The sequence below is a fragment of the Enterococcus bulliens genome (assembly GCF_053761865.1).
This window is the reverse complement of sequence record NZ_JBSMXK010000007.1, coordinates 17,688-39,116: the sequence shown is the minus strand read 5'-3', so window position 1 is coordinate 39,116 and position 21,429 is coordinate 17,688. Positions and strand designations below refer to the sequence as shown.

At 37.0% G+C, this 21,429-nt stretch carries 20 protein-coding genes; 4 read left to right on the top strand and 16 right to left on the bottom strand.

The window, feature by feature from the left end; genetic code table 11:
• Positions 1 to 18 precede the first annotated feature (18 nt).
• The 7 genes from ACWOEC_RS05120 to ACWOEC_RS05090 form a co-directional block, all read right to left on the bottom strand.
• Entirely contained in the window at positions 19 to 453 is a 435-nt protein-coding gene (locus ACWOEC_RS05120) for a cytidine deaminase family protein (RefSeq protein WP_455306494.1), read from the bottom strand.
• 254 nt (positions 454 to 707) lie between these two features.
• A complete protein-coding gene (locus ACWOEC_RS05115) occupies positions 708 to 1,172 on the bottom strand; it encodes a GNAT family N-acetyltransferase (protein WP_455306492.1) in 465 nt (154 codons plus the stop codon).
• Positions 1,173 to 1,799: 627 nt separating this feature from the next.
• Complete coding sequence (hemE, locus tag ACWOEC_RS05110) at positions 1,800 to 2,825, bottom strand: uroporphyrinogen decarboxylase (RefSeq protein WP_455306490.1); 1,026 nt, start codon at positions 2,823 to 2,825, stop codon at positions 1,800 to 1,802.
• The gene (locus ACWOEC_RS05105; protein ID WP_455306488.1) at positions 2,822 to 3,376 is read right to left on the bottom strand and encodes a flavodoxin domain-containing protein; all 555 of its coding nucleotides are present in this window, start codon (positions 3,374 to 3,376) and stop codon (positions 2,822 to 2,824) included. The genes hemE and ACWOEC_RS05105 overlap by 4 nt, the downstream gene beginning before the upstream one ends.
• 1 nt (position 3,377) lies before the next feature.
• Positions 3,378 to 4,085: a uroporphyrinogen-III synthase gene (locus ACWOEC_RS05100; RefSeq protein WP_455306486.1), complete on the bottom strand. Its 708-nt coding sequence runs from the start codon at positions 4,083 to 4,085 to the stop codon at positions 3,378 to 3,380.
• Positions 4,075 to 4,992 (bottom strand): hydroxymethylbilane synthase, encoded by a 918-nt coding sequence (gene hemC, locus ACWOEC_RS05095; protein WP_455306484.1) that lies wholly within the window; start codon positions 4,990 to 4,992, stop codon positions 4,075 to 4,077. Before hemC ends, ACWOEC_RS05100 begins: the two co-directional genes overlap by 11 nt.
• A gap of 13 nt (positions 4,993 to 5,005) precedes the next feature.
• Positions 5,006 to 6,490, bottom strand: coding sequence for an amino acid permease (locus tag ACWOEC_RS05090; RefSeq protein ID WP_455306482.1), 1,485 nt, complete (start codon positions 6,488 to 6,490; stop codon positions 5,006 to 5,008).
• Between the two features lie 1,093 nt (positions 6,491 to 7,583).
• Here ACWOEC_RS05090 and ACWOEC_RS05085 point away from each other — a divergent pair.
• The 4 genes from ACWOEC_RS05085 (at position 7,584) to ACWOEC_RS05070 (ending at position 11,480) form a co-directional block, all read left to right on the top strand.
• Positions 7,584 to 8,339 (top strand): DeoR/GlpR family DNA-binding transcription regulator, encoded by a 756-nt coding sequence (locus ACWOEC_RS05085; protein WP_455306480.1) that lies wholly within the window; start codon positions 7,584 to 7,586, stop codon positions 8,337 to 8,339.
• The gene (gene pfkB / locus ACWOEC_RS05080; RefSeq protein WP_455306478.1) at positions 8,336 to 9,250 is read left to right on the top strand and encodes a 1-phosphofructokinase; all 915 of its coding nucleotides are present in this window, start codon (positions 8,336 to 8,338) and stop codon (positions 9,248 to 9,250) included. Before ACWOEC_RS05085 ends, pfkB begins: the two co-directional genes overlap by 4 nt.
• A gap of 18 nt (positions 9,251 to 9,268) precedes the next feature.
• Entirely contained in the window at positions 9,269 to 11,230 is a 1,962-nt protein-coding gene (locus ACWOEC_RS05075; protein ID WP_455306476.1) for a PTS fructose transporter subunit IIABC, read from the top strand.
• A 91-nt stretch (positions 11,231 to 11,321) separates the two neighbouring features.
• Complete coding sequence (locus ACWOEC_RS05070) at positions 11,322 to 11,480, top strand: SPJ_0845 family protein (RefSeq protein WP_455306474.1); 159 nt, start codon at positions 11,322 to 11,324, stop codon at positions 11,478 to 11,480.
• A 12-nt stretch (positions 11,481 to 11,492) separates the two neighbouring features.
• Here ACWOEC_RS05070 and yihA read toward each other — a convergent pair whose 3' ends face one another.
• The 9 genes from yihA to glmM form a co-directional block, all read right to left on the bottom strand.
• The gene (gene yihA, locus ACWOEC_RS05065; RefSeq protein ID WP_297075933.1) at positions 11,493 to 12,083 is read right to left on the bottom strand and encodes a ribosome biogenesis GTP-binding protein YihA/YsxC; all 591 of its coding nucleotides are present in this window, start codon (positions 12,081 to 12,083) and stop codon (positions 11,493 to 11,495) included.
• 51 nt (positions 12,084 to 12,134) lie between these two features.
• Positions 12,135 to 13,379 carry an ATP-dependent Clp protease ATP-binding subunit ClpX gene (gene clpX, locus ACWOEC_RS05060; protein WP_297075930.1) on the bottom strand — a complete coding sequence of 415 codons (1,245 nt, stop codon included), beginning with the start codon at positions 13,377 to 13,379 and terminating at the stop codon, positions 12,135 to 12,137.
• Positions 13,380 to 13,638: 259 nt separating this feature from the next.
• On the bottom strand, positions 13,639 to 14,919 hold the full coding sequence (gene tig, locus ACWOEC_RS05055; RefSeq protein WP_297075927.1) for a trigger factor: 1,281 nt from the start codon (positions 14,917 to 14,919) through the stop codon (positions 13,639 to 13,641).
• Positions 14,920 to 15,045: 126 nt separating this feature from the next.
• On the bottom strand, positions 15,046 to 15,954 hold the full coding sequence (locus tag ACWOEC_RS05050; RefSeq protein ID WP_455306598.1) for a hypothetical protein: 909 nt from the start codon (positions 15,952 to 15,954) through the stop codon (positions 15,046 to 15,048).
• Positions 15,955 to 15,956: 2 nt separating this feature from the next.
• Positions 15,957 to 16,595, bottom strand: a complete 639-nt coding sequence (locus tag ACWOEC_RS05045; RefSeq protein WP_455306471.1) for an RDD family protein — start codon at positions 16,593 to 16,595, stop codon at positions 15,957 to 15,959.
• A 1-nt stretch (position 16,596) separates the two neighbouring features.
• A complete protein-coding gene (gene sppA, locus ACWOEC_RS05040; RefSeq protein ID WP_455306470.1) occupies positions 16,597 to 17,631 on the bottom strand; it encodes a signal peptide peptidase SppA in 1,035 nt (344 codons plus the stop codon).
• Between the two features lie 21 nt (positions 17,632 to 17,652).
• Complete coding sequence (locus ACWOEC_RS05035) at positions 17,653 to 17,928, bottom strand: hypothetical protein (protein ID WP_297077293.1); 276 nt, start codon at positions 17,926 to 17,928, stop codon at positions 17,653 to 17,655.
• Positions 17,929 to 18,000: 72 nt separating this feature from the next.
• Positions 18,001 to 19,986: a penicillin-binding protein PBP4(5) gene (gene pbp4 / locus ACWOEC_RS05030; RefSeq protein ID WP_455306467.1), complete on the bottom strand. Its 1,986-nt coding sequence runs from the start codon at positions 19,984 to 19,986 to the stop codon at positions 18,001 to 18,003.
• 62 nt (positions 19,987 to 20,048) lie between these two features.
• Positions 20,049 to 21,404, bottom strand: coding sequence for a phosphoglucosamine mutase (gene glmM / locus ACWOEC_RS05025; protein ID WP_455306465.1), 1,356 nt, complete (start codon positions 21,402 to 21,404; stop codon positions 20,049 to 20,051).
• Positions 21,405 to 21,429: the final 25 nt, after the last annotated feature.

The following is a 21,429-nucleotide window of genomic DNA, read 5'->3' as shown; positions in this document are numbered from 1 at the left end:
AATTATTTTGCTTATTGTTTACTCTTGGACTTCTCGTTCTTGGGCCCGATCACTTCCCCACCATTTGGGGAGTAATTCTTCTAAAGTAATAATTTCACATTTTTCATAATCTACCATAATTTCAGTTTTTGAATTTTCACTATTAAGTTGCAGTAAAAATTCCCGACAAGCACCACAAGGCATACCTCCTATCCCATAAGGTGCTTCATTTCGAAAGGCTATAATTTTTTTGATTTTAGTTTGTTTACTTAATTGATACATATTGAAAGCTGCCGCGCGTTCGGCACAGAGATGGAAAACTCCAGCAGTCGCTTCAAAACAATAGCCTGTAAATATTTGTCCGTCCTCAGCTTCTAGAGCACATACTACATGTTGCGCATAAATAAACGGGGATACTTCATGAGGGTTATACAGATCTTTTGCCTCTTCATATAATGTTTCCCAAATATCCATAAAAAAGCTCCTTTATTTTTAGTATACCATGCGCTTGGTTAGTAAAAAATATTTCGCCAAAATCAACTATAAATTGTATTTTTGATTTCTCATTCGAATGACTACAATTAATGAATTATGAGTTATTTGAAACAACTTCTAAATTCACCTAGAACGATATCAGAATGAACACTTCAAGCACTCCAATAATAAATAGCAACCGAATGTTTTTCATTTGACCAGTTTGAAATGATTGAATCTTTCGAAAATCTTCATTAAATTTTTTGAAAAAATAGCATATCCATACCTTCTTTTATTTGTATTTTTTCTCCCGTATCTTTATAGACAAGTTTAGTATAAAAATGCACTAATTTTTGCTCTTGAAGGATTGTGCTTAAATACCATTTCTTGATTGTAGGAAATTGTCTTCCAATTAAAAACATGGTATCAGTTCCAAGACTTTGTTCTTCATTATTTGGAATAATACCTATCGGCCCTATCTTACCTTTCATTTGATTTTTATTGATTACGATTCGAATATAGCCTATAGTTTTATTCTCTTCTTTAATAAAATAAAAATAATTATCTGATTGGCGTATTTTTGCTAACATTGAAGATTTAAATTGAAGAAATGGAGAATGTTCATCTTGGTATTTAGAATATAATTTTTTAAATACTGATTTTTGTAATTGGTAGACTTCATCAAAGTCATGTTCATTTATTTTTTCTAGAAAAAGCATTGTTATTCCTCCTGATCCAAGATCGCATTAATGACGGATTTTTCTTGCTCTAACTTTTGCTTAATTGAATCAATTTTATCACATTTTTTTGTAAACGCTTGTATTTTTATATAGATTTGAAAATTTTTTCCAAAGAGTATGTCATTTACTTTTGGAGTTTTAATGCTCTTTATAAAATTTCTAGTGCATTGGACAAAGACTTAAAAATTGAATAACACAAAAAGACTTACTAGCGGGTACTAGTAAGTCAGTGAGAAAGAAATGAGTATCGTTGATTCAGTTGATTCAACTTTTTGAGACATGAAAATATTATACTTTAATTACTTTAGTTTCAGCTTAAGGATTTTTTTATTTTTCTAACTTTTCATAATTTTCGCAATCCTTTATCAAAACGGCTGGTTTAGACAATCAATCTCTAATTGTTAAATAAATATTATAATAAAATTAGACGATAAAGTTACATTAAAATGAAAACTAAAACTAGCTCGAAAGAACATTAAACAAAGTAATTTTTTATCTCCTTGTTTGGTATTCAAGAAAGTCATTTATTTAATCATGATTTACTTGAGAATTTTTTTAACATGTATTGATACATGTATTGATAATAAAAATTTAACGCTTAAAGAATCAATTCTTAGTAAAATTATGCACAAAATCAGTTAATCGTCTTAGTGTACTTGGTTCTACTTCAGGAAATACTCCGTGCCCTAAATTAAATATAAAGGAGCCATTTTCTTTTCCTTCGGTTAAAATACGAGTAGTTTCTTGTTTTAATTCCGACCAATCACAAGTTAAAAAGGCTGGGTCAAGATTGCCCTGAAGTGTTTGTTTCACCCCTTTTGCACGTGCTTCTGCAAAAGATAAACGCCAGTCTAAACCAATTACATCGATTTCAAATTGTTTAAATTCGTTGATCAAATGGCTACCACCAAATGCAAATAACGTAATCGGAACCTGACAGGATTTCAAACCACTAAAGATCTTTTGCATTACGGGTTTAATGTATACTTGATACTGTTGAACGTTCAAATTCCCCACCCATGAGTCAAAAATTTGTAAAGCACTGGCACCAGCTAAAACTTGAGCGTGTGCATCTTTAATAATCATATCCGCTAAGTGATCCATTAATAAATACCATACATCCGATTGTGAAATCATTAAAGATTTTGTCTTCGCGTAGTTTTTTGAAGGTCTTCCCTCAATCATATAACTCGCTAAAGTAAATGGGCCACCCACAAAACCAATCAATGGGACTTCTAACCGTTGCTGAGCTAAAATACGGATCGTTTCATAAACAAATGGTGTACTTTCTTCCGGTTCAAAAAGACGTAAGCTTAAAACATCTTGCATTGAACGAATAGGATCATCGATAATCGGTCCGACACCATCTTTGATATACACAGGAACACCAATTCCTGGAAATGGTGTGGTAATATCTTTAAATAGAATGGCCGCATCGACACCATAATCTTCTACTGGCAATGCCGTTACATCGGCACACAGTTCGGGCTGATGGACAATATCCTCTAGCGTATATATTTTTTTTAATTTACGATACTCTGGTTGCGAACGCCCTGCTTGTCTCATATACCAAACTGGAATAGTATTAGTGTCTTTTTTTAGAGCAGCATCTAAATAGGTTTTGTTTTTCATTTGTCTTCTCCTTTGACAAAATTAACAATCTTTTGTGCATATTCATTAACTTGCTGCCAATCAGTAAACTCATAGTCTTTAGTAATATCCGTTGGACCTTTAGTGATAGCCATTACTCTTAGAATAGAGTCTTGTTTTTCTTTTGTATACTTTGTATAGTTCAAAGCGCCAGCAATAATTTCCGTGTGAGCTGGTTGCCAATCAGTTGCTGATAAAAACTCACGGACATAGACATTATTCTCGATTTTAGTTTTTTCTTTATTTCTTGCTATCAAATTTAAAGCTACAAAATGAGTCTGATTACTATGAAGGATAAACGCTTCATCTTGGCTAGCAGCGATTAACTTTGGATCAAATCCACCAGTGTGAACAGCTCCCATCAAAATAACTAGTTGGTTTTGCCAATGAATATCGGTTAAACTATAGTTTTCTAAATTTTCTAGCTGGTAAACAATGTTAGCTGCTTCTAGTTCTTTTTGCAAGGCATCTGCTACTTTTTTTGTTTGACCATCTACGGTTGTATATAAAAATAAAACACTTGGATTCGTCATTTCACTTAATCTCCTGAATCTTTTTTATTTTTGGATTTTTTTGTTGAATCGCCTTGGTTGTCGTTTCACCTAGAACAAAGAAACGAAGCGACTCAATCTGAAGGCATTCATTAGCAATCTCATAAAAACGTTCGAAAATTGAGGGGCTGCTCACAAATACATCCGTAATATTATGTTGCTTCAAGCAACTCATCAATAATTGTTCATAGCCAGAGACAGCTTGATTTTGATAAATACGCCATTGAATAAAGGTGTCTAGATACCTTAAATCAGCTGACAAATTTCCGCTTATCCATAGCCATTCTCCTAGAATAACTTTTGACGACTTACCTAACCATTCCTCTTCCATTTTAATTGCTGACAAATTTTTTGACACGAAAACTCCCTGAACAGGTGTGAGAACTTCTAAAATAGCTTTTTTTGTTTGCTCACCAATGCAAACATAGCGATAGTTTGCTAACATTTGATGCGAAATTTTTTGTTTAAAGCATAAGTGAAAAAATATTTTCACTCCGTATTTACTAGTAAAGAACAGCGTATTTGCTCGCTCAAGCTCAAGCATTCTTTGTTCAGACCAAGTAAAATCGACTGAAATTTTGACCAATGGGCACTCTACAATCTTTCCACGATAGTTTTCAAATCGTTGCTGACGATCCTTTTGATTATCTGCTTGCGCTCGTAATAATAATAAGCAAGAATCATTTATCATTTTCTAACCATTCCTTTTGTTTTCTGGCGATTTTTTTGCCAATTGATGGTGACAAGTCGAACGACTCATTGTGGTAGTTTACTGTGCCACTTTGCTCATTGAAAACAATCGATTGAAACTTAAGTTGCTGATTCACAATCTCAGCATAGGCCCCTATAGGTACATTACATCCGGCACCGAATTCTGCTAAATATTCTCGTTCTTGTGTTATAGCCATGCGCGTTATCGAATCATCAATTTTTGACAAACAATCAATCAAAGGCTGGTTCGTGCGCAAACATTCCACAGCAATTACACCTTGTCCAACTGCCGGAATGAATGGTTTTTGAGCTTCTACGACATGTGCTTTTAATCCTAAATCTCTTAAAGATACCTCTAAACGATTCAAACCAGCCATAGCTAGAATGGTGGCGTCATATTCTTTGGTCACAACCTTATTTAATCGGGTATCCACATTTCCTCGAATAGATTCGTAGTAAAACTGTGGATACACACTTTTCCATTCAAATAGACGCCGCTTACTACTGGTACCAATTTTTGCTTGATTAGGCAATTGATCGATGGTTTCAATCGTATCTGCGGTAACCAAAACATCTCGAACATCCTCACGTGGTAGATAAGCAGCATGGGTTAATTGACTTGGTAACTCTGATGGCAAGTCTTTGGCACTATGGACACAAAAATCAATTGACCTGTCCAGTAAACGATGCCTAATTTCGTTCACAAAAACACCTTGACCACCAATTTTTAGTAAGCTGTCTTTTTGATTACGATCACCCTCTGTGGTGATTAGTACTTTTTCAATTTTAATATCGGGAAAATGCGAGTAAATGTATTTAGCCACTTGATCTGCTTGAATTTGCGCGAGCTTACTTTTACGTGTACCCATTCGATAAACTGTTGTCATCACTTCATACCCTCTATGCTATTTTATTTGGATTTTTCACAATCATTTTATAGAAAATGTACCCTACAATTGCAAATAACAGCGGGCCACTGACTAACCACGATGCATCGACAAATTGTTTGACTGAAATTTTTTGATAAACCGAAAAAATTATACCTAAAAAAACGGCCAAAGCTACAAGTCCGCTTAAAAGATACGTCACTTTTTTATTATTTACAAATGACAAATATGGATGTGTTGGATACAACTGTTTGAATTTTGGATAAGACAACGCAACTAATAAATAAGGAATCGAGCGTGAAATATTCGTCATAATCGTTAATTTATTATATAAGGTCGCAGCCCATTGATTTTGAAACGATAATATAAACACAAACAAAGCAATAAAAAGAGCTTGTAACCCTAACGCCTTTTTCAATTGTACTTTTTGGCTTTCTTCCGTTGTGTCGTCCCCTTTCATTCCCCTAATTGACTCTAACAAAGAACGAATAGGTACAAAAAATAGAATGGATAATAAACTAATATATGCTGTGAATAAAGTCAATGCGGTTAAGCGCATAAAGACGATCGATAATAAAGCTGCAGCTGAAGTACTCAAACCCAAAAGATTAGCAATGTTCAAACTTAATTGTCCCATCAAACCATACATTAAGTTTCCTAAATGATACGGACCATGAATAAATTCTTGTACATTGATCCCTGCACCCCAAAAGACAATCCCCAAAATATATAGACTTAGAATAACAATTCCGCTGACTAATAAGTATTTCCCAAAATTACGTTTTAGTTCACCTGTATTATTTACTAAGCTAGAAACTGTATCCAACCCACCGAATGCGGTGATTCCAAATAATAAAAAGGATAAATTTTCGATTGGTGTTTGAAACTGACCTTGTGATTTAAATAAATCATTCACATGGAAGGGTTCAGCTAATTTACCATGATGACCAATGAACAACAACAAACTACCAACAAACATTACAGAAACTAAAAATAGCATAAAACGACCACTCATTACAGAAAAGAATGAAATATTACGAAATCCCCGAAAGGTGGCAAGCGTCATACCAATAATTAATAAAATAGATAAAATTCCCACCCATTGAATCGCTGAAAAATTCAATAAATGCTGCTTAGAGCTCGTCAAATCCTTACCAAAAATCAATATAGATAATGGAATCCATGTCTTCATAACTAGACTAATCATCCAAGTAAAATAGCTTCCATACCATAGAAAAGTGGCAATAAATGCAACTTTTTCAGTATTAGTTTCCTTTAACCAAGAATATACCCCACCCTTTTCATTTTGATAAACACTTGTTAAATCAGATAATATAATGCAATAAGGAAAAAAATATACAACTGCACATAAAATAAACCAAGGAATTGCCGAATAAGATTTTAAAAAAAATGCATCCGACATGCTTGAAAATGAGAATACAGTTGTAATAATGATAACTAAGAGCTTTGCTCTCGTAAACTTCTTGTTTAGTGCCATAAAAAAATATTTCCTCTCTTCCTTTAATCAGTGAAATTAATCACCAAGGATGACCTTATACAAAAACAGTGAAAAATACAAAGAAAGTGCTTGTGAAATTTCCGAAATCTAGTTGAATCACAATTTGAATGACAAGTGACTAATAAAAAGTACCTATCTATTTATAGTGACCCAAAAATTTAGAGGTTTTTAAAGTTGAAAAAATCTATTCTGTCGTTTATGCTTTCATTTTTGGTGTTAAGCAGTCTTTAATTTTATTCTTATAATTTTTTTGAATATTTTGTAGCTGTTGACTTTTCTGTATTTCATAGTGAACAACACCTTTAATAAACTATTGGTGTTAGTATCAAATCCTAGACAACTTTTCGTAGAGACAAAAATAGATTAAGTTTATTTATGAGGAAATGATTTTTTCAACAAGTAAAAATAGTTAGTTATTAACATATACAATTGAATTAGAAAACAAAAACTTTGATTTAAAAATACATTTATCCAGCACAGCGGGTTAGCAAATAAGCCTTTGCACCGGTAATTCAAGAAGTCTATCTGAAATATATGTTTACTTAGTAAAATGTGATTTATGTTCTTTTGATATTCCTTGGTATCATTACGATCTAAGTCTTGATATCTAGTTTTTTAAACGATTTATCAGTACACTCTTCCCAATATTCGAAATGTTTTTTGTCTATTCAATAATCAGCCCCCCCCCCAACTTCTGTAAACATCATCCCCTATTCTTTCTTCCCATACTAATGTCCAGCTTTCCATAAGTAACTTCTCTTTTGTTCCTTACTTTACCATTTATACAATGGATGACTCATTTTTGACTAGTTCACCACAAACGGACTTTCATATTTCTCTTAATTTCATCTATCAGATAGACAGTAAAACACTCTAGTTAAAACGCTTTACATTATATAGGAAGCGTTTTGATTTTTAGGTAAATTTATGCAGATTAGAATAATATGAAATTTCGCCCAAAATCCTTTCATAAAGAAAGGGTTTTTTTGATTGTTTATTACTGTTTTTGACTGTTTTTGATTGATTAATACGAAATTCTATGCTAATATACTGCGTGATGGGGTGATTGTAAATGCTTACAGAACTACGGCGACAACGAATCCTTTCTTTATTAAAAGAATATGAGATGGTGACGCTTACTGAATTGACTGATTCATTGAACGTTTCCGAGTCTACGATTCGACGAGATTTACAGTTTATGGAAGACCACGGTCTACTATTGCGTGTCCACGGAGGCGCAAAAAAAGTCAACACTTTGAACGTTGAAGCAAATATGAATGAAAAAAGCCAAGTCAATGTCGAAGGCAAGATTGCTATCGCCAAATATGCGGCCTCACTCATTCAGCCAAATGAAATTATTTATTTAGATGCTGGAACAACTACTTTCCAGATGATTACCTTTTTACCAACTGACGTCCAACTAAAAGTCGTGACGAATTCGGTAAAACACGCAGCCCAGCTGAGTGACTATCAAATCGAAACAATCATTTTAGGTGGCAATGTCAAACTTTCTACACAAGCCTCTACCGGTGTCACGACAAGTGAACAACTGCAACAATATCGTTTTGACCAAGCGTTTATTGGAATCAACGGGATTGATCTACATGCAGGATTTACGACACCAGACATCGAAGAAGCTCATCTCAAACGAATTGGTCTAAAAAACAGCGCACGACCGTTTATTCTAGCGGACGCGACAAAATTTCAAACGATCAATTTTGTTCAAGTTGCACCCGTACATGCTGCTGAAATTATTACTGATCACTGTCCTTCTGATATTCGTAAACGATTATCCCTACATACAACTATAAAGGAGGTCATAATATGATTTATACAATGACATTAAACCCTTCCATCGATTACATCGTGCATGTCGATCAATTGGAAATGGGCGCGGTAAACCGTATGGCAACTGATTTTAAACTCCCTGGTGGAAAAGGAATCAATGTCTCACGTATTTTAAAACGCGTCGGTACTGATTCTGTTGCGTTAGGCTTTCTTGGTGGATTCACTGGCACATTTATCAGTGACTGGTTAACACAAGAAGGAATCAATTGCGCATTTACAAGCGTTCAAGACGATACGCGTATCAATATCAAATTAAAAGCTGGTGAAGAAACTGAAATCAATGGGGTTGGCCCCGTGTTATCAGATGATGAAATCACGGCGTTAAAAGAAGCTTTAGCTCAAGTAACTGTTGGCGATATCGTCGTGTTAGCTGGTAGTACACCAAAAAGCTTACGCGCCAACTTTTACCAAGAACTGATCACATTGATCAAAGAAAAAGGTGCTGAATTTGTTATCGACACAACTGGTGAAGATCTATTGAACTCACTTTCTTCTCAACCATTATTGGTAAAACCAAATAATCATGAATTAGCTGAAATGTACCACACGAAATTTGAAAAAATGGAAGATATCTTTCCCTATGCTGAAAAATTACGTGAAACTGGAGCTAAAAATGTCTTGATCTCAATGGCTGGCGATGGTGCTTTACTATTTTGTGATCAAGGGATCTACCAATCAAACGTCTTAAAACGTCCTTTGAAAAACTCAGTTGGGGCTGGTGATTCAATGATCGCAGGTTTCATTGGGGCATTTGCTAAAGATCAAGATCCTATCGAAGCTTTCAAATGGGGCGTGGCTTGTGGAAGTGCAACAGCATTTTCAGATGATCTTGCTACCGCAGATTTTATTCACGAATTGTTACCTGAAGTTGTCATTACCAAACTATCTTAATATACAGGGGGAAATAAAATGAAAATCAACGATCTTTTAGTAAAAGATGCTATGATCATGGATTTGAAAGCGACTGACAAGCGCGGTGCTATCGATGAAATGGTCCAAAAATTATACGACACTGGCCGTATCAGTGACGTTGAAACCTTTAAAGAAGGGATTTTAGCACGTGAAGCCCAAACATCAACTGGTTTAGGCGACGGAATCGCTATGCCTCACTCAAAAAATGCAGCTGTAAAAGAAGCAACTGTATTGTTTGCGAAATCAAATGCTGGTGTAGACTATGAAGCATTAGACGGTCAACCGACTTTCTTATTCTTTATGATCGCTGCTCCAGATGGTGCCAATGATACTCATTTACAAGCATTAGCGGCCTTATCTCGCCAATTGATCAATCCAGAATTTGTGGAAAGCTTAAAAGGTGTTCAAACACCTGATCAAGTCCAAGCGATTTTTGCAGCGGCTGAAGCAGAAGAAGCAAAAGAAAAAGAAGCTGAAGCAAAAGCTGAGGCTCAAGCACAAGATGCTCCTACAGCAAGTGATCGTCCTTATGTGATCGCTGTTACCGCTTGTCCAACTGGAATCGCCCACACCTATATGGCTGAAGATTCATTAAAGAAAAAAGCCAAAGAAATGGGTATCGATATCAAAGTTGAAACAAATGGTTCAGATGGAATCAAACATCGTCTAACGGCTGAAGATATCGAACGCGCCACTGCCGTTATCGTTGCAGCCGACAAAAAAGTCGAAATGGACCGTTTCGATGGTAAAAAATTATTGAATCGTCCAGTTGGTGATGGAATCCGTAAGACAGAAGAATTATTGACATTAGCTGTTGAAGGAAAAGCACCTGTTTATCATGCTGAAAATAACAGCAGCAGTTCAGAAGAAGAAACGTCTAAAGGTTCTGTCGGTCAAGAGATCTACAAAAACTTGATGAATGGTGTATCCCACATGTTACCATTCGTTATCGCTGGTGGGATCATGATCGCCCTATCCTTTATGATCGACCAATTTATGGGTGTACCTCAAGATCAATTAAGTAAACTAGGTTCATACCATCCAATGGCCGCAAACTTCAACCAAATCGGTAGTGCAGCTTTTGCCTTTATGTTACCTGTGTTTGCTGGATATATCGCAGCAAGTATTGCCGATCGTCCTGGTTTGATCGTCGGATTTGCAGCTGGTGCGTTAGCAAGTAGTGGGTATGCCTTTAACAACTTTGGTGGTGAACCGAAGAGTGCTGGTTTCCTAGGTGCGTTGATCGGCGGTTTCTTAGCAGGTTACGTAATCTTATTCTTGAAAAAAATCTTCAGTGGCCTACCAAAATCACTTGGTGGAATTAAAACAATCTTGTTCTATCCTTTCTTTGGATTATTGATTACTGGATTCTTAATGACTTTCATCAATATCCCAGTAAGTGCGATCAACACAGCGTTAAACAACTTCTTATCATCATTAAGTGGTGCGAACGCGGTATTACTTGGAATTTTAGTTGCAGGTATGATGGCTGTCGATTTAGGTGGACCTATCAATAAAGCCGCTTATGTGTTTGCGACATTAAGTTTAGCAGAATCTGTTACTTCTGGTGGTTCAGTCGTTATGGCTGCTGTTATGGCCGGTGGTATGGTTCCTCCATTAGCAATTTTTGTAGCCACTACTTTATTCAAGAAAAAATTTGACCAAAGTCAAGTTGATGCTGGTTTGACTAATATCGTAATGGGACTTTCATTTGTAACTGAAGGTGCGATTCCATTTGCTGCAGCCGATCCATTACGTGCGATCCCAAGTTTCGTAATCGGTTCTGCTTTAACTGGTGGTCTAGTTGGTGCCTTAGATATTAAATCTCTAGCTCCGCATGGTGGAATCTTCGTTATTCCATTGGTAAGCAACCCATTAATGTACTTGTTATTCATCTTTATCGGAGCAATCGTTTCTGGTGTGATCTTCGGATTATTAAAAAAACCAGTTGCTAAATAAAGTCTAAAAAAGCTAGCCGAGTCATTCGGCTAGCTTTTTATTTTTTTTACTTCATGGTACACTACAAGTAATTGAAATGGAGGAATTCAACATGGGATTAAAATTTCAACGTGATGACGCCTTAGATAAACGTCTAGAAGATTTTGCATTTTTACCTCCTGAAGAAGAAAAAGAAGCTATCGATATCAGCCGTTTTTTACTTCCAGAAGATGACGAGGAAAAGAAACAAAAAGAGGAGCACTCAAATTAGAGCGCTCCTTTTTTATGGTCGAACCATCGCAGCTTCAATTGCAGCCCAGGCTTCTTCTTTTCCTTGTTTTGTCACCGAAGAAAACAAGATGAATTCATCTTGTTCATCAAAATCTAAGGCTTTTTTGATCACACTAATATGTTTATTCCATTTACTACGTGGAATCTTGTCGGCTTTTGTAGCGACTACGATTACTGGAATATCATAGTATTTCAAAAATTGATACATCTGAACATCTTCTACTGAAGGTGCATGACGTAGATCAACTAATGAAATCACGGATTTCAGTTGTTCGCGCTCAGCTAAATACGTCTCGATCATTTTGCCCCATTTTGCTCGCTCTGTTTTTGATACTTTTGCATAGCCATATCCTGGGACGTCTACAAAATGTAGCGCATTTTCAATCAAGAAAAAATTTAATGTTTGCGTTTTTCCGGGTTTTGATGATGTTCGAGCTAGGTTACGACGATCGACTAATGTGTTGATAAAAGATGATTTCCCAACATTAGATCGTCCTGCTAAAGCAATCTCTGGTAGATCCGTCTCCGGATATTGGGCAGGCGATACGGCACTGATCACGATATCGGCATTGTGTACTTTCATAGTATTCCTCCTAAAAAAGGGGAAATCCAAATGCGATTTCCCCCACTTTTTCTATCCAGCTTTTTCTTCTGTATAAATAATTACTGGTTTTTCTTCTTCAAGTGCTGCAGCTTTTGTGATGATTACTTTGGCAATCGCTTCATCTGAAGGTACGTCAAACATGATGTCCATCATGATTTCTTCGATAATCGAACGTAATCCGCGCGCTCCAGTGTTGCGTTCGATCGCTTTTTGCGCGATTGCGCGTAATGCGTCATCTTCAAACACTAGCTCTGTATCATCTAAAGCTAATAATTTCGTATATTGTTTGACTAAAGCATTCTTAGGTTCCGTTAAGATATGCACTAAATCATCAACGGTCAACTTGTCTAATGCAGCCATTACCGGTAAACGTCCGATGAACTCAGGAATCAAACCAAATTTCAATAAATCTTCCGGGATAATGTATTTCATGACACTATCTTTGTCCGGTACTTTTTGGTTATTGCTTCCAAAACCGATCGTTTTTTCACCCATACGATTTTTGACGATTGTTTCGATCCCATCAAACGCACCACCTACAATAAATAAGATGTTGCTTGTGTCGATTTGGATCATTTCTTGATGTGGATGTTTACGACCACCTTGTGGCGGAACATTCGCTGTTGTGCCTTCTAAAATTTTCAGTAATGCTTGTTGCACACCTTCACCAGAAACGTCACGCGTGATCGATACATTCTCACTTTTACGTGCAATTTTATCGATTTCGTCAATATAAATAATTCCGCTTTGTGCATATTCAACATCAAAGTCAGCAGCTTGTAACAGTTTTAATAAGATATTTTCAACATCTTCTCCTACATATCCAGCTTCTGTCAAACTCGTTGCGTCTGCGATCGCAAATGGCACATTCAAGCTTTTAGCAAGTGTTTGTGCTAAAAATGTTTTTCCAGAACCAGTTGGTCCAATCAAACAAATGTTACTTTTTTGTAGCTCAACGTCTGCTGTATCTGTTTCATTGTTGGCATTGATTCGTTTATAGTGGTTGTATACCGCTACGGCTAATGCTCGTTTGGCACGGTCTTGACCAATCACGTACTCATTTAAAGTTTTTAATAGCTCTTGTGGTTTTGGCACTTCTAGTAACTCGTGAATCGTATCTTCAGAAAATTCTTCATCGATAATCTCTTTACACAATTCAATACATTCGTCACAGATATACACGCCTGGACCGGCTACTAATTTTCTTACTTCTTCTTGGGCTTTGCCACAAAAAGAGCAACGTACTGTTTCATTTCCATTTGTATTTTCGTACAAATTCGTCACCCCTTACTGCTTTTTTACGTAAAATAGTAAAAAGCAATCTATACACTTCATTTCTCCATAATAGCATATTCTACAGGAAAGAAAAAGCTATTGCTATCTGCTTTTTAGGGAAATTAATGAAAGAATAAAGTTTGAATAGTTTTCCGTTATATTTGAATAATAAATCATCATATTTTTGCTCATCAATTCTAGCCAGAACCGTAAAAAAACTAGCAACCCCAAATGGAGTTGCTAGTTTTTATCGATTTAATTACGCTTCAACTACTGTAGATGTTACTAAGTCAACAGCTTTTTTCATTGTTACGTCGTGTTTTAGCATATCTTCAGTCAATACGCGTTTCACTTGTGCTTCTGGCATGTTGTATGTTTCAGAAAGCTCTTTGATTTCATTAGCGATTTCTTCTTCAGTTGCTTCTAAGCCTTCAGCTTTTGCAATCGCTTCGATCACTAAGTTCGTTTTCACGCGAGTGTCTGCTTCTGCTTCAAATTGTTGGTGCAAGTCTTGTTCTGTAGAACCAGTTAATTGGTAGTACATTTCAGGAGAGATTCCTTGACGTTGCATGTTGTTTAAGAATTCGTCCATTGCACGGTGTACTTCATCGTGAACCATTACGTGTGGTAATTCAACGATTTCAGCATTTTCCACTGCTTGGCGGATTGCGGCTTCTTCAACAGCATCTTTAGCTGCTTGCGCTTTGCTTTCAGTTAATTCTTGACGGAATTTTTCTTTTAATTCAGCTAATGAAGATACGCTATCATCAACGTCTTTTGCAAATTCGTCATCTAATTCAGGAAGTTCTTTTGCTTTTACTTCATGAACAGTTACTTTGAAGACAGCTTCTTTGCCTGCTAAGTCTTCTGCTTGGTAGTCTTCAGGGAAAGTTACTGTAACGTCTAGAGAGTCACCAGCTTTTTGGCCAACTAATTGCTCTTCGAAACCTGGAATAAATGAACCAGAACCTAATTCTAATGAATAGTTTTCACCTTTTCCACCTTCAAAAGCTTCTTCGCCAACAAAACCTTCAAAATCGATCACAACTGTATCACCTTCAACAGCAGCATCTTCTTTGATTGCTAATTCAGCTTGTTGTTCTTGAGCAGATTTCACACGTGCGTCTACGTCTTCATCTGTTACTTCAGTATCTTGTTTTTCAACAGTTAAGTTTTTGTATTCACCTAATTTTACTTCAGGTTTTACAGTTACTTCTGCTTCGATCGTCCAAGCTTCACCTTTATCCATGCTTTTCACATCGATTTTTGGTTGTGCAACTGGATCGATTCCAGCTTCTAAAACAGCTGCTTCATAAGCTGCTGGTAAAACAGCGTTCAATGCATCTTCATACAATGCTTCTTCGCCGTACATACGGTTAAATACAGTACGTGAAACTTTCCCTTTACGGAATCCAGGTACGTTTAAATTTCCTTTCACGCGATTAAATGCAGTTGTCAATCCTTTTTGGATTTCTTCATTTGCAATTGAAAATGTCAATACACCATCATTTGTGCCTTTTTTTTCAAACTTTGCAGTCATGTAATTCCCTCCGAATATCTGTCTATTGTTATATGAAATAGCTTCATGCATACTTTTAAATAGTACACTATACAGGCCCAATTGTAAACATTTTAAACACAAACTCCGTTATTTCTCAGCCATTTTTTAAGAAAATAACGAGAATTTTAGCCGAATCTTTTCTTTTGTTTCTTGGATATTTGCTAGTGCGATTTCCTGATACACTGGCTGTGCTAAATGACTAACTTTGTAATCTAATGCATAGACATCGATCCATTGTGTCACGTCTTTAACTTCTGGTAAAAATGGATAAAGATAGGCCCAATGTGCACGTATTTCGGCTACTGTTGCCGCTAATGTCTGCGGTTCATTTGCCAATCGTCTACTTTCTTGATCTAATACTTGTAACTGCTTGCTTCCTTCTAGCGTCGTTAAAGTAGAAAAATCGATCGCATGTTGTTGTTTTGTCAATGGATGGGTCACGTCTAAAACACGTGACTCATTTAGTTTGACCAAGAGTTCGGCTGCTTTACTTTTTAACGCGACTTGTGTTTCTGCTTGATAAACCAGTAGTTCAGGCAATAGTGTTTTTGCTTGTTGACTTGTCAATCCTTCTAAAAAAGCCAGCCAAGCTTTAACTTGACGTTTTCCTTGTTTTAAATCCAACAATTGGCGTGCTTTTTGGGTTGCTTGTTCTGGATGAAACTGTAGATAGCCATTTTCCATCATCAATACAGTTTGCTGCAAGTCATCTTGACCTAGTGCACAACTAACAAACCATGCATCTAAAAACCGATATGTCTTACATAGCGCTTGAATGTAGCAAGTGTACATGTTCTGTGTTGTGAGTAAGGCGGCGTGTTCTTTTAAATACAACAAGACAGCTTCATATTCGCCCAAAGCCATTTGACAGTGTACGATCATTTCTTGCTCCTCTTTAGCAAGTGACTCCGGTACTAATTGCGCTAATGCGGACAAACAAGCATGATACTCTTCATTTAAAAAAGCGGTCTTAGCTTGTGCTTGTAAGCGTTGGTGCTCATCTGGAAATAACACGGTCAAAGACTCACTTCCTTATATGCTGCTTCTACTTGATTCGATTCATCTGTTTGATGTAAAAAAGACGCAACTATCTTTAGATTCACCACAGAGGTATCGCAAAAGAGATCGGCGATTTGTTGCTTTCTTTTCGTAAATAAAATCGGTGCGTATAAAAAGAGATTCAAGATCGGGATACTTAAAAAGAACCGTCCACATCCTTCACGCAACAAAACAGTTTGCCAATCCAATGTGGAACTCGTCAAAGAGACGACCCGGATGCCAAAAATCATTTTACCGATCGTTTGCCCGTGATTGTATTTAGTCAGTAAAATAAAGTAACCATAGTAAACGATCAAACCGCAAATTCCATATACACTAAACGTACCAAGTGTTGAAAACGTGATAAACATGCCCACGATCGTACGCACCACTTGAGTCAATGCGGCAATACAAATCAGATCGAGGAGCAATGCAAACATGCGAATCCACACACCACTAAAAAAATAAGGTGGTAATGCAGTATTTACCTCAGCAATCTCTGGAGGAAGTGTCGCTTGGCTTTGTTGTTTGATCGCATTGATTTCTGTTTGTGTATACTGTTGTTTTTTACTTTGTACGACCAATTCACTAAAAAACGTTTCTTGTTTTTCGCTCATCTTACTCCCCTCCATACATATACATTGGTTTTGGTGCACTTTGCGTTCCAATACTTTCGATCACTTTCGTCAAACGAGTTTCTGGACTTTGTGTCAACCCTTGCCATTGCGCTAATTTCGCACCAAAGAAGGTTTGGGCAAATCCTGTACTGCTTGTTCCATATTCAAACACTTGTGCATGTTTCAAGTTTTTATCTTTGCGCAAAGCAGTTAATACTTGATCTTCATACCCAATCTCATCGACTAGACCATTTTTAACTGCTTGACTTCCATCGTAAATACGACCGTCTGCTAATTTATATACGGTTTCTTTAGGTAACTTACGGCCAGTTGCTACAATATCTACAAATCGTTCATATGAGCTATTGATATAGTCTTGCATCACATTTTTTTCTTCTTCACTTGGCTCTTTTGTTGGTGCATTCATATCTTTTAATGCCCCGCTTTTGTATGTTTGTTCTTTTAATCCTAATTTTTCTAATAATCCGGCATAATTTAAACTAGAAGAAATGACCCCAATCGAACCAGTAATCGTTTCATCTGTAGCAAAGATTTTATCTGCCGATGCAGAAATATAATATCCGCCACTAGCAGCCATGCTTTGCATCGATACATAGAGTGCTTTTTTCTTATCTTGAATCAAATGGATCTGTCTAGCAAGTTCTGCACTTTCATATACCCCACCACCTGGTGAATTAACCTCTAATAACACTGCTTTGATAGAATCGTCTTCTTGGATCGCTTGTAACTGTTGCAATACAAAATCATGATTGTATCCTTCACTTGAAAATAATCCACTCGACTCACCTGTATCGGCAATTGTACCATCGATCGTAACTTTTACGATACGCTTATCGACAACGCCGGGTTCCAATTGATTTTCAGCTAACTCATTGCTTCCATATAAAATACTTTGGACAGTCGTTAATTTATTCTTTTCTGTTTGATCGTCTGAAGAGCCCATCACACTGACTAGTATCGAGCCTACGACAACGACACCAAATATTCCCACTGCTACCCATCTTCTTTTATTCATTTCTTATCCCTCTACTTCCATTTAATATTTATGGTCAAATACAAGAACATCTTGTTTATCCCCAGTCGTTTCTTTGGTATGTGCTTTTTCTTCTAATACGAAGCCACCATAGTATTCTTTGGTCAATACATCTTGAATTTGGAATGGTCTTGCTTGTTTTACAGTCAATGCATCAGGATCGAGTTCTTGAATGCTATCCCAGCCAGTATCTAAAAATATCGGTGTGTCTTCGCCTACACCTGAAGCTTCTAAAGCTGCGATCGTTGTTTTTAATTGTTTTAATGTCATGATTTCCATTGTGTGGCCCCTTTTAAAAAAAGAGAAAAAGATTCGATTTCACTTTTTCTCTTTTTTAATTCTTTATTCGTGTTATTGATAAGTTTGTGCAAGATAAGAAAGTAGATCATCGGCTTGTTTGATCGCCGTATACTCGCCTTCACTATCTTCAAACATGCTAACAGTCAAATAGTTGTGCTTGCCATAATCATAAGCAAATAAGAAACTATTTTCTGTTCCAGTGGTATCATCTTGTGATTGTTTGATTTCTGCCGTACCCGTTTTAGCTGCGACATCGATTCCTAAAGCATTTAATCGATACCCAAAGGCTGTGGGTTCCGTCACAACTGCACGCAAGTCACTACCGACGATCTTCACTGCATCTTGACTGATGACATTGTCTTTTGTTTTTGTTTTGGCATCAAGTAGTAATCGTGGATATACCAAATTTCCTTCGTTTGCAAATACCGAATACATCGTTGCTTGCTCTACTGGACTGATCAATAACTGGCCTTGCCCATAGCCCGTATCCGCTAATAAAATCTCTGAATTAAATTGATCGGCATTTGAAATTTGTGCGGCTTTCATCTCAAATGGTAGATCAAGGGTTTCTCCAAAAATAAAGCGATTCAATCCTTCTCTAAATGTCGCTTCGCCCATTTTTAATGTTTGTTGTGCAAAGTAAATATTATCTGAATACATCAAAGCATCTTTTAAATTGACTTCATCGGTCTGTTGGACACGGGTCACTTGATAATCTCCCCATGAGTCATCTTTTTGCCATTTCAATGATGGGATCGCAATTTTTTGATCTGGATCAAGCATTTTTGCATCGATTCCTAAAGCAGCCGTAATCGTTTTAAAAGTCGAGCCCGGAGCATAACGTGTCGCAAAGCGACTGATAAACGGTTTGGCTTCATTTTCAGCATATGCATTGTAGTCTGCTGTTGAGATACCATTGGCCATTTTATTCGGATCATAGCTTGGTGAACTGGCCAAAGCGAGTAGATCTCCAGTTTTAGGCATCGTAGCAACCGAAGATCCTTTTTTGCCCCCTAAATGTTCAAAAGCGATTTTTTGTGCATTGCTATCTAAAGTCAATGTAACGTCTTGACCATTGGTGACTTGTTTTTCTAATAAAACTTTTTTTTCTTGTTGATCTTGATCTAATAAAACGATCTTACCACCGTCTTGACCACGCAATGTATCATCCAGTGTTTGTTCAAGTCCTGATCGTCCAATTAATTGCCCAGCTTCCAATTTTGTATTTTTCTCCAAATCTTCTGCTGTTACTTCTCCTGTGTAGCCAATCAATTGCGCCGCGGCTTCTCCTAATGGATAATAACGACCTGTAGTTTGTCTAATCTCCACACCAGGAAGGTTTTCATTTGGTGCGTCTTTTGTCACTTTCAATGGTACGAAAGCATCACCTGTCACCCAACTTTGAGCTAAAGTTTGGTTGATTCCTTCACTAGTCAATCCATATAAAGTTGCGATTTGTGCGATCGCATTTTCTTTTTGTTCTCCTAGCTGTCCTGGAATAATTCCGACTTGATCAAGCGTATCATTGATTGCTAGACCTTGCTGATTTCGATCGAATATTTGCCCTCTTGTAGCTGAGAGCGGCTGATAAGAGACCGTATCGTCTTTTGTCATATCCGGGAAAATCAAAGCTGGTGTCCATTTTATCTTATCCTTATCAACCAGCGCTTGATACGTCGCCGTATATTTTCCTAATGACGTACTTAACGTGAGTTCGTAAGACACTTCGCACCCTTTTTGTTGTTTCATAGTCTTCATCTGATCGACTTTGACTGCTGTTACTCCGATTCCTTGGTAAATATTTTGATATTTCGTCGCCAACTCATCTTCTTTAAGCCCTGCTGTTTTGATTGAATCTGTTGTCACATATTGGCTGAGTTCTGTAAATTTTTGTTGGCTCAAGGCTTGGGTAAACTCCATCACAACTTCTTTGGCTTTGGCTTGTGCTTGATGTGTTTGGTAATACCAAGTTGCACCACCCACACCGAATAAAATCGCGATTCCACCGATGCTCCATAACTTATATTTTGTCTTCATAATACCCTCCATTAGTCAAAAAAGCTGCGAGAGAAGTGGTTCTCTTCACAGCTTTTTTAAGGTTAATCTAAACCGATTTCTTCACGTACGACTGCCGCGATTTTTTCAACATAGTACGTAACTTTTTCATCGGTTGGCGCTTCTGCCATCACGCGTAACAACGGTTCTGTTCCAGAAGGACGAACTAAAATCCGACCTTCTCCATTCATCTCTTGTTCCGCTTCTTCGATTACAGCTTTGATTTTTGGAACGTCCATTGCACCATATTTATTCGATACACGGATATTGACTAATTGTTGAGGATAGATCTCAACTTCTGCTGCTAACTCAGATAACGTCTTTCCAGTTTCCTTCATGACATTTAACAATTGGATACCAGACAACATCCCATCACCAGTTGTATTAAAATCTAGGAAAATCATATGTCCAGACTGTTCTCCACCAAAATTGTAGTCATTTTTGCGCATCTCTTCTACGACATAGCGATCCCCAACTTGAGTGATCACATCTTTTAGACCGATTTGTTCTACCGCTTTATGAAACCCGAGATTACTCATGACTGTCGTCACGATCGTATCGTGTTTTAGACGTTTCTTTTCCGCAAGATATTTTGCGCAGATATACATAATTTTATCGCCATCGATAATGTTCCCTAATTCATCTACCGCGATTACGCGATCACCATCACCATCAAATGCCAGACCAGCATCGGCTTGTTTTTCAACAACCATCGCAGCTAATCTTTCAGGATGGGTTGAGCCTACACCATCATTGATGTTTAACCCATCTGGTGACGTTCCCATCGTATAAAAATCTGTCTCTAAATCGGCAAATAAACGATTGACACTTGATGCTGTCGCACCATTTGCCGCGTCGATACAAACCGTCAAACCTGAAAGATCACTTGGAATCGTTTGAACTAAAAATTGTGAATACTTCATTAGTCCTTCAGGATATTCTTCTACCGTGCCTAACCCAGTTGATGAAGGACGAGGTAGTGTATCTTCTGGTGCATCCAATAATGCTTCGATTTCTGCTTCTTGGTCGTCAACTAATTTAAAACCGTCACTTCCAAAAAATTTGATCCCATTATCTTGTGCAGGGTTATGTGATGCTGAAATCATCACACCTGCGCTCGCTTTTTGCAAGCGTGTTAAGTATGCGACACCTGGTGTTGAAATCACCCCTAGTTGAAAGACTTCGATCCCCACTGAAAGCAAGCCTGCGATTAAGGCATTTTCTAACATTTGACCAGAAATTCGTGTATCTCGCCCTACTAATACACGTGGTGTGCGGTCAGCACTTTCATGTTGGCTTAATACATATCCGCCACAACGGCCTAATTTAAAGGCTAATTCTGGTGTAAGTTCAGTATTAGCTTCTCCTCTAACTCCGTCGGTTCCAAAATATTTTCCCATAATGTCCTATATCCTCTCTTATTCA

Coding starts and splice junctions, on each gene's coding strand:
- ACWOEC_RS05120 (WP_455306494.1), bottom strand. CDS start 453: ATGGATATTTGGGAAACATTATATGAAGAGGCAAAAGATCTGTATAAC.
- ACWOEC_RS05115 (WP_455306492.1), bottom strand. CDS start 1,172: ATGCTTTTTCTAGAAAAAATAAATGAACATGACTTTGATGAAGTCTAC.
- hemE (WP_455306490.1), bottom strand. CDS start 2,825: ATGAAAAACAAAACCTATTTAGATGCTGCTCTAAAAAAAGACACTAAT.
- ACWOEC_RS05105 (WP_455306488.1), bottom strand. CDS start 3,376: ATGACGAATCCAAGTGTTTTATTTTTATATACAACCGTAGATGGTCAA.
- ACWOEC_RS05100 (WP_455306486.1), bottom strand. CDS start 4,085: ATGATAAATGATTCTTGCTTATTATTATTACGAGCGCAAGCAGATAAT.
- hemC (WP_455306484.1), bottom strand. CDS start 4,992: ATGACAACAGTTTATCGAATGGGTACACGTAAAAGTAAGCTCGCGCAA.
- ACWOEC_RS05090 (WP_455306482.1), bottom strand. CDS start 6,490: ATGGCACTAAACAAGAAGTTTACGAGAGCAAAGCTCTTAGTTATCATT.
- ACWOEC_RS05085 (WP_455306480.1), top strand. CDS start 7,584: ATGCTTACAGAACTACGGCGACAACGAATCCTTTCTTTATTAAAAGAA.
- pfkB (WP_455306478.1), top strand. CDS start 8,336: ATGATTTATACAATGACATTAAACCCTTCCATCGATTACATCGTGCAT.
- ACWOEC_RS05075 (WP_455306476.1), top strand. CDS start 9,269: ATGAAAATCAACGATCTTTTAGTAAAAGATGCTATGATCATGGATTTG.
- ACWOEC_RS05070 (WP_455306474.1), top strand. CDS start 11,322: ATGGGATTAAAATTTCAACGTGATGACGCCTTAGATAAACGTCTAGAA.
- yihA (WP_297075933.1), bottom strand. CDS start 12,083: ATGAAAGTACACAATGCCGATATCGTGATCAGTGCCGTATCGCCTGCC.
- tig (WP_297075927.1), bottom strand. CDS start 14,919: ATGACTGCAAAGTTTGAAAAAAAAGGCACAAATGATGGTGTATTGACA.
- ACWOEC_RS05045 (WP_455306471.1), bottom strand. CDS start 16,595: ATGAGCGAAAAACAAGAAACGTTTTTTAGTGAATTGGTCGTACAAAGT.
- sppA (WP_455306470.1), bottom strand. CDS start 17,631: ATGAATAAAAGAAGATGGGTAGCAGTGGGAATATTTGGTGTCGTTGTC.
- ACWOEC_RS05035 (WP_297077293.1), bottom strand. CDS start 17,928: ATGGAAATCATGACATTAAAACAATTAAAAACAACGATCGCAGCTTTA.
- pbp4 (WP_455306467.1), bottom strand. CDS start 19,986: ATGAAGACAAAATATAAGTTATGGAGCATCGGTGGAATCGCGATTTTA.
- glmM (WP_455306465.1), bottom strand. CDS start 21,404: ATGGGAAAATATTTTGGAACCGACGGAGTTAGAGGAGAAGCTAATACT.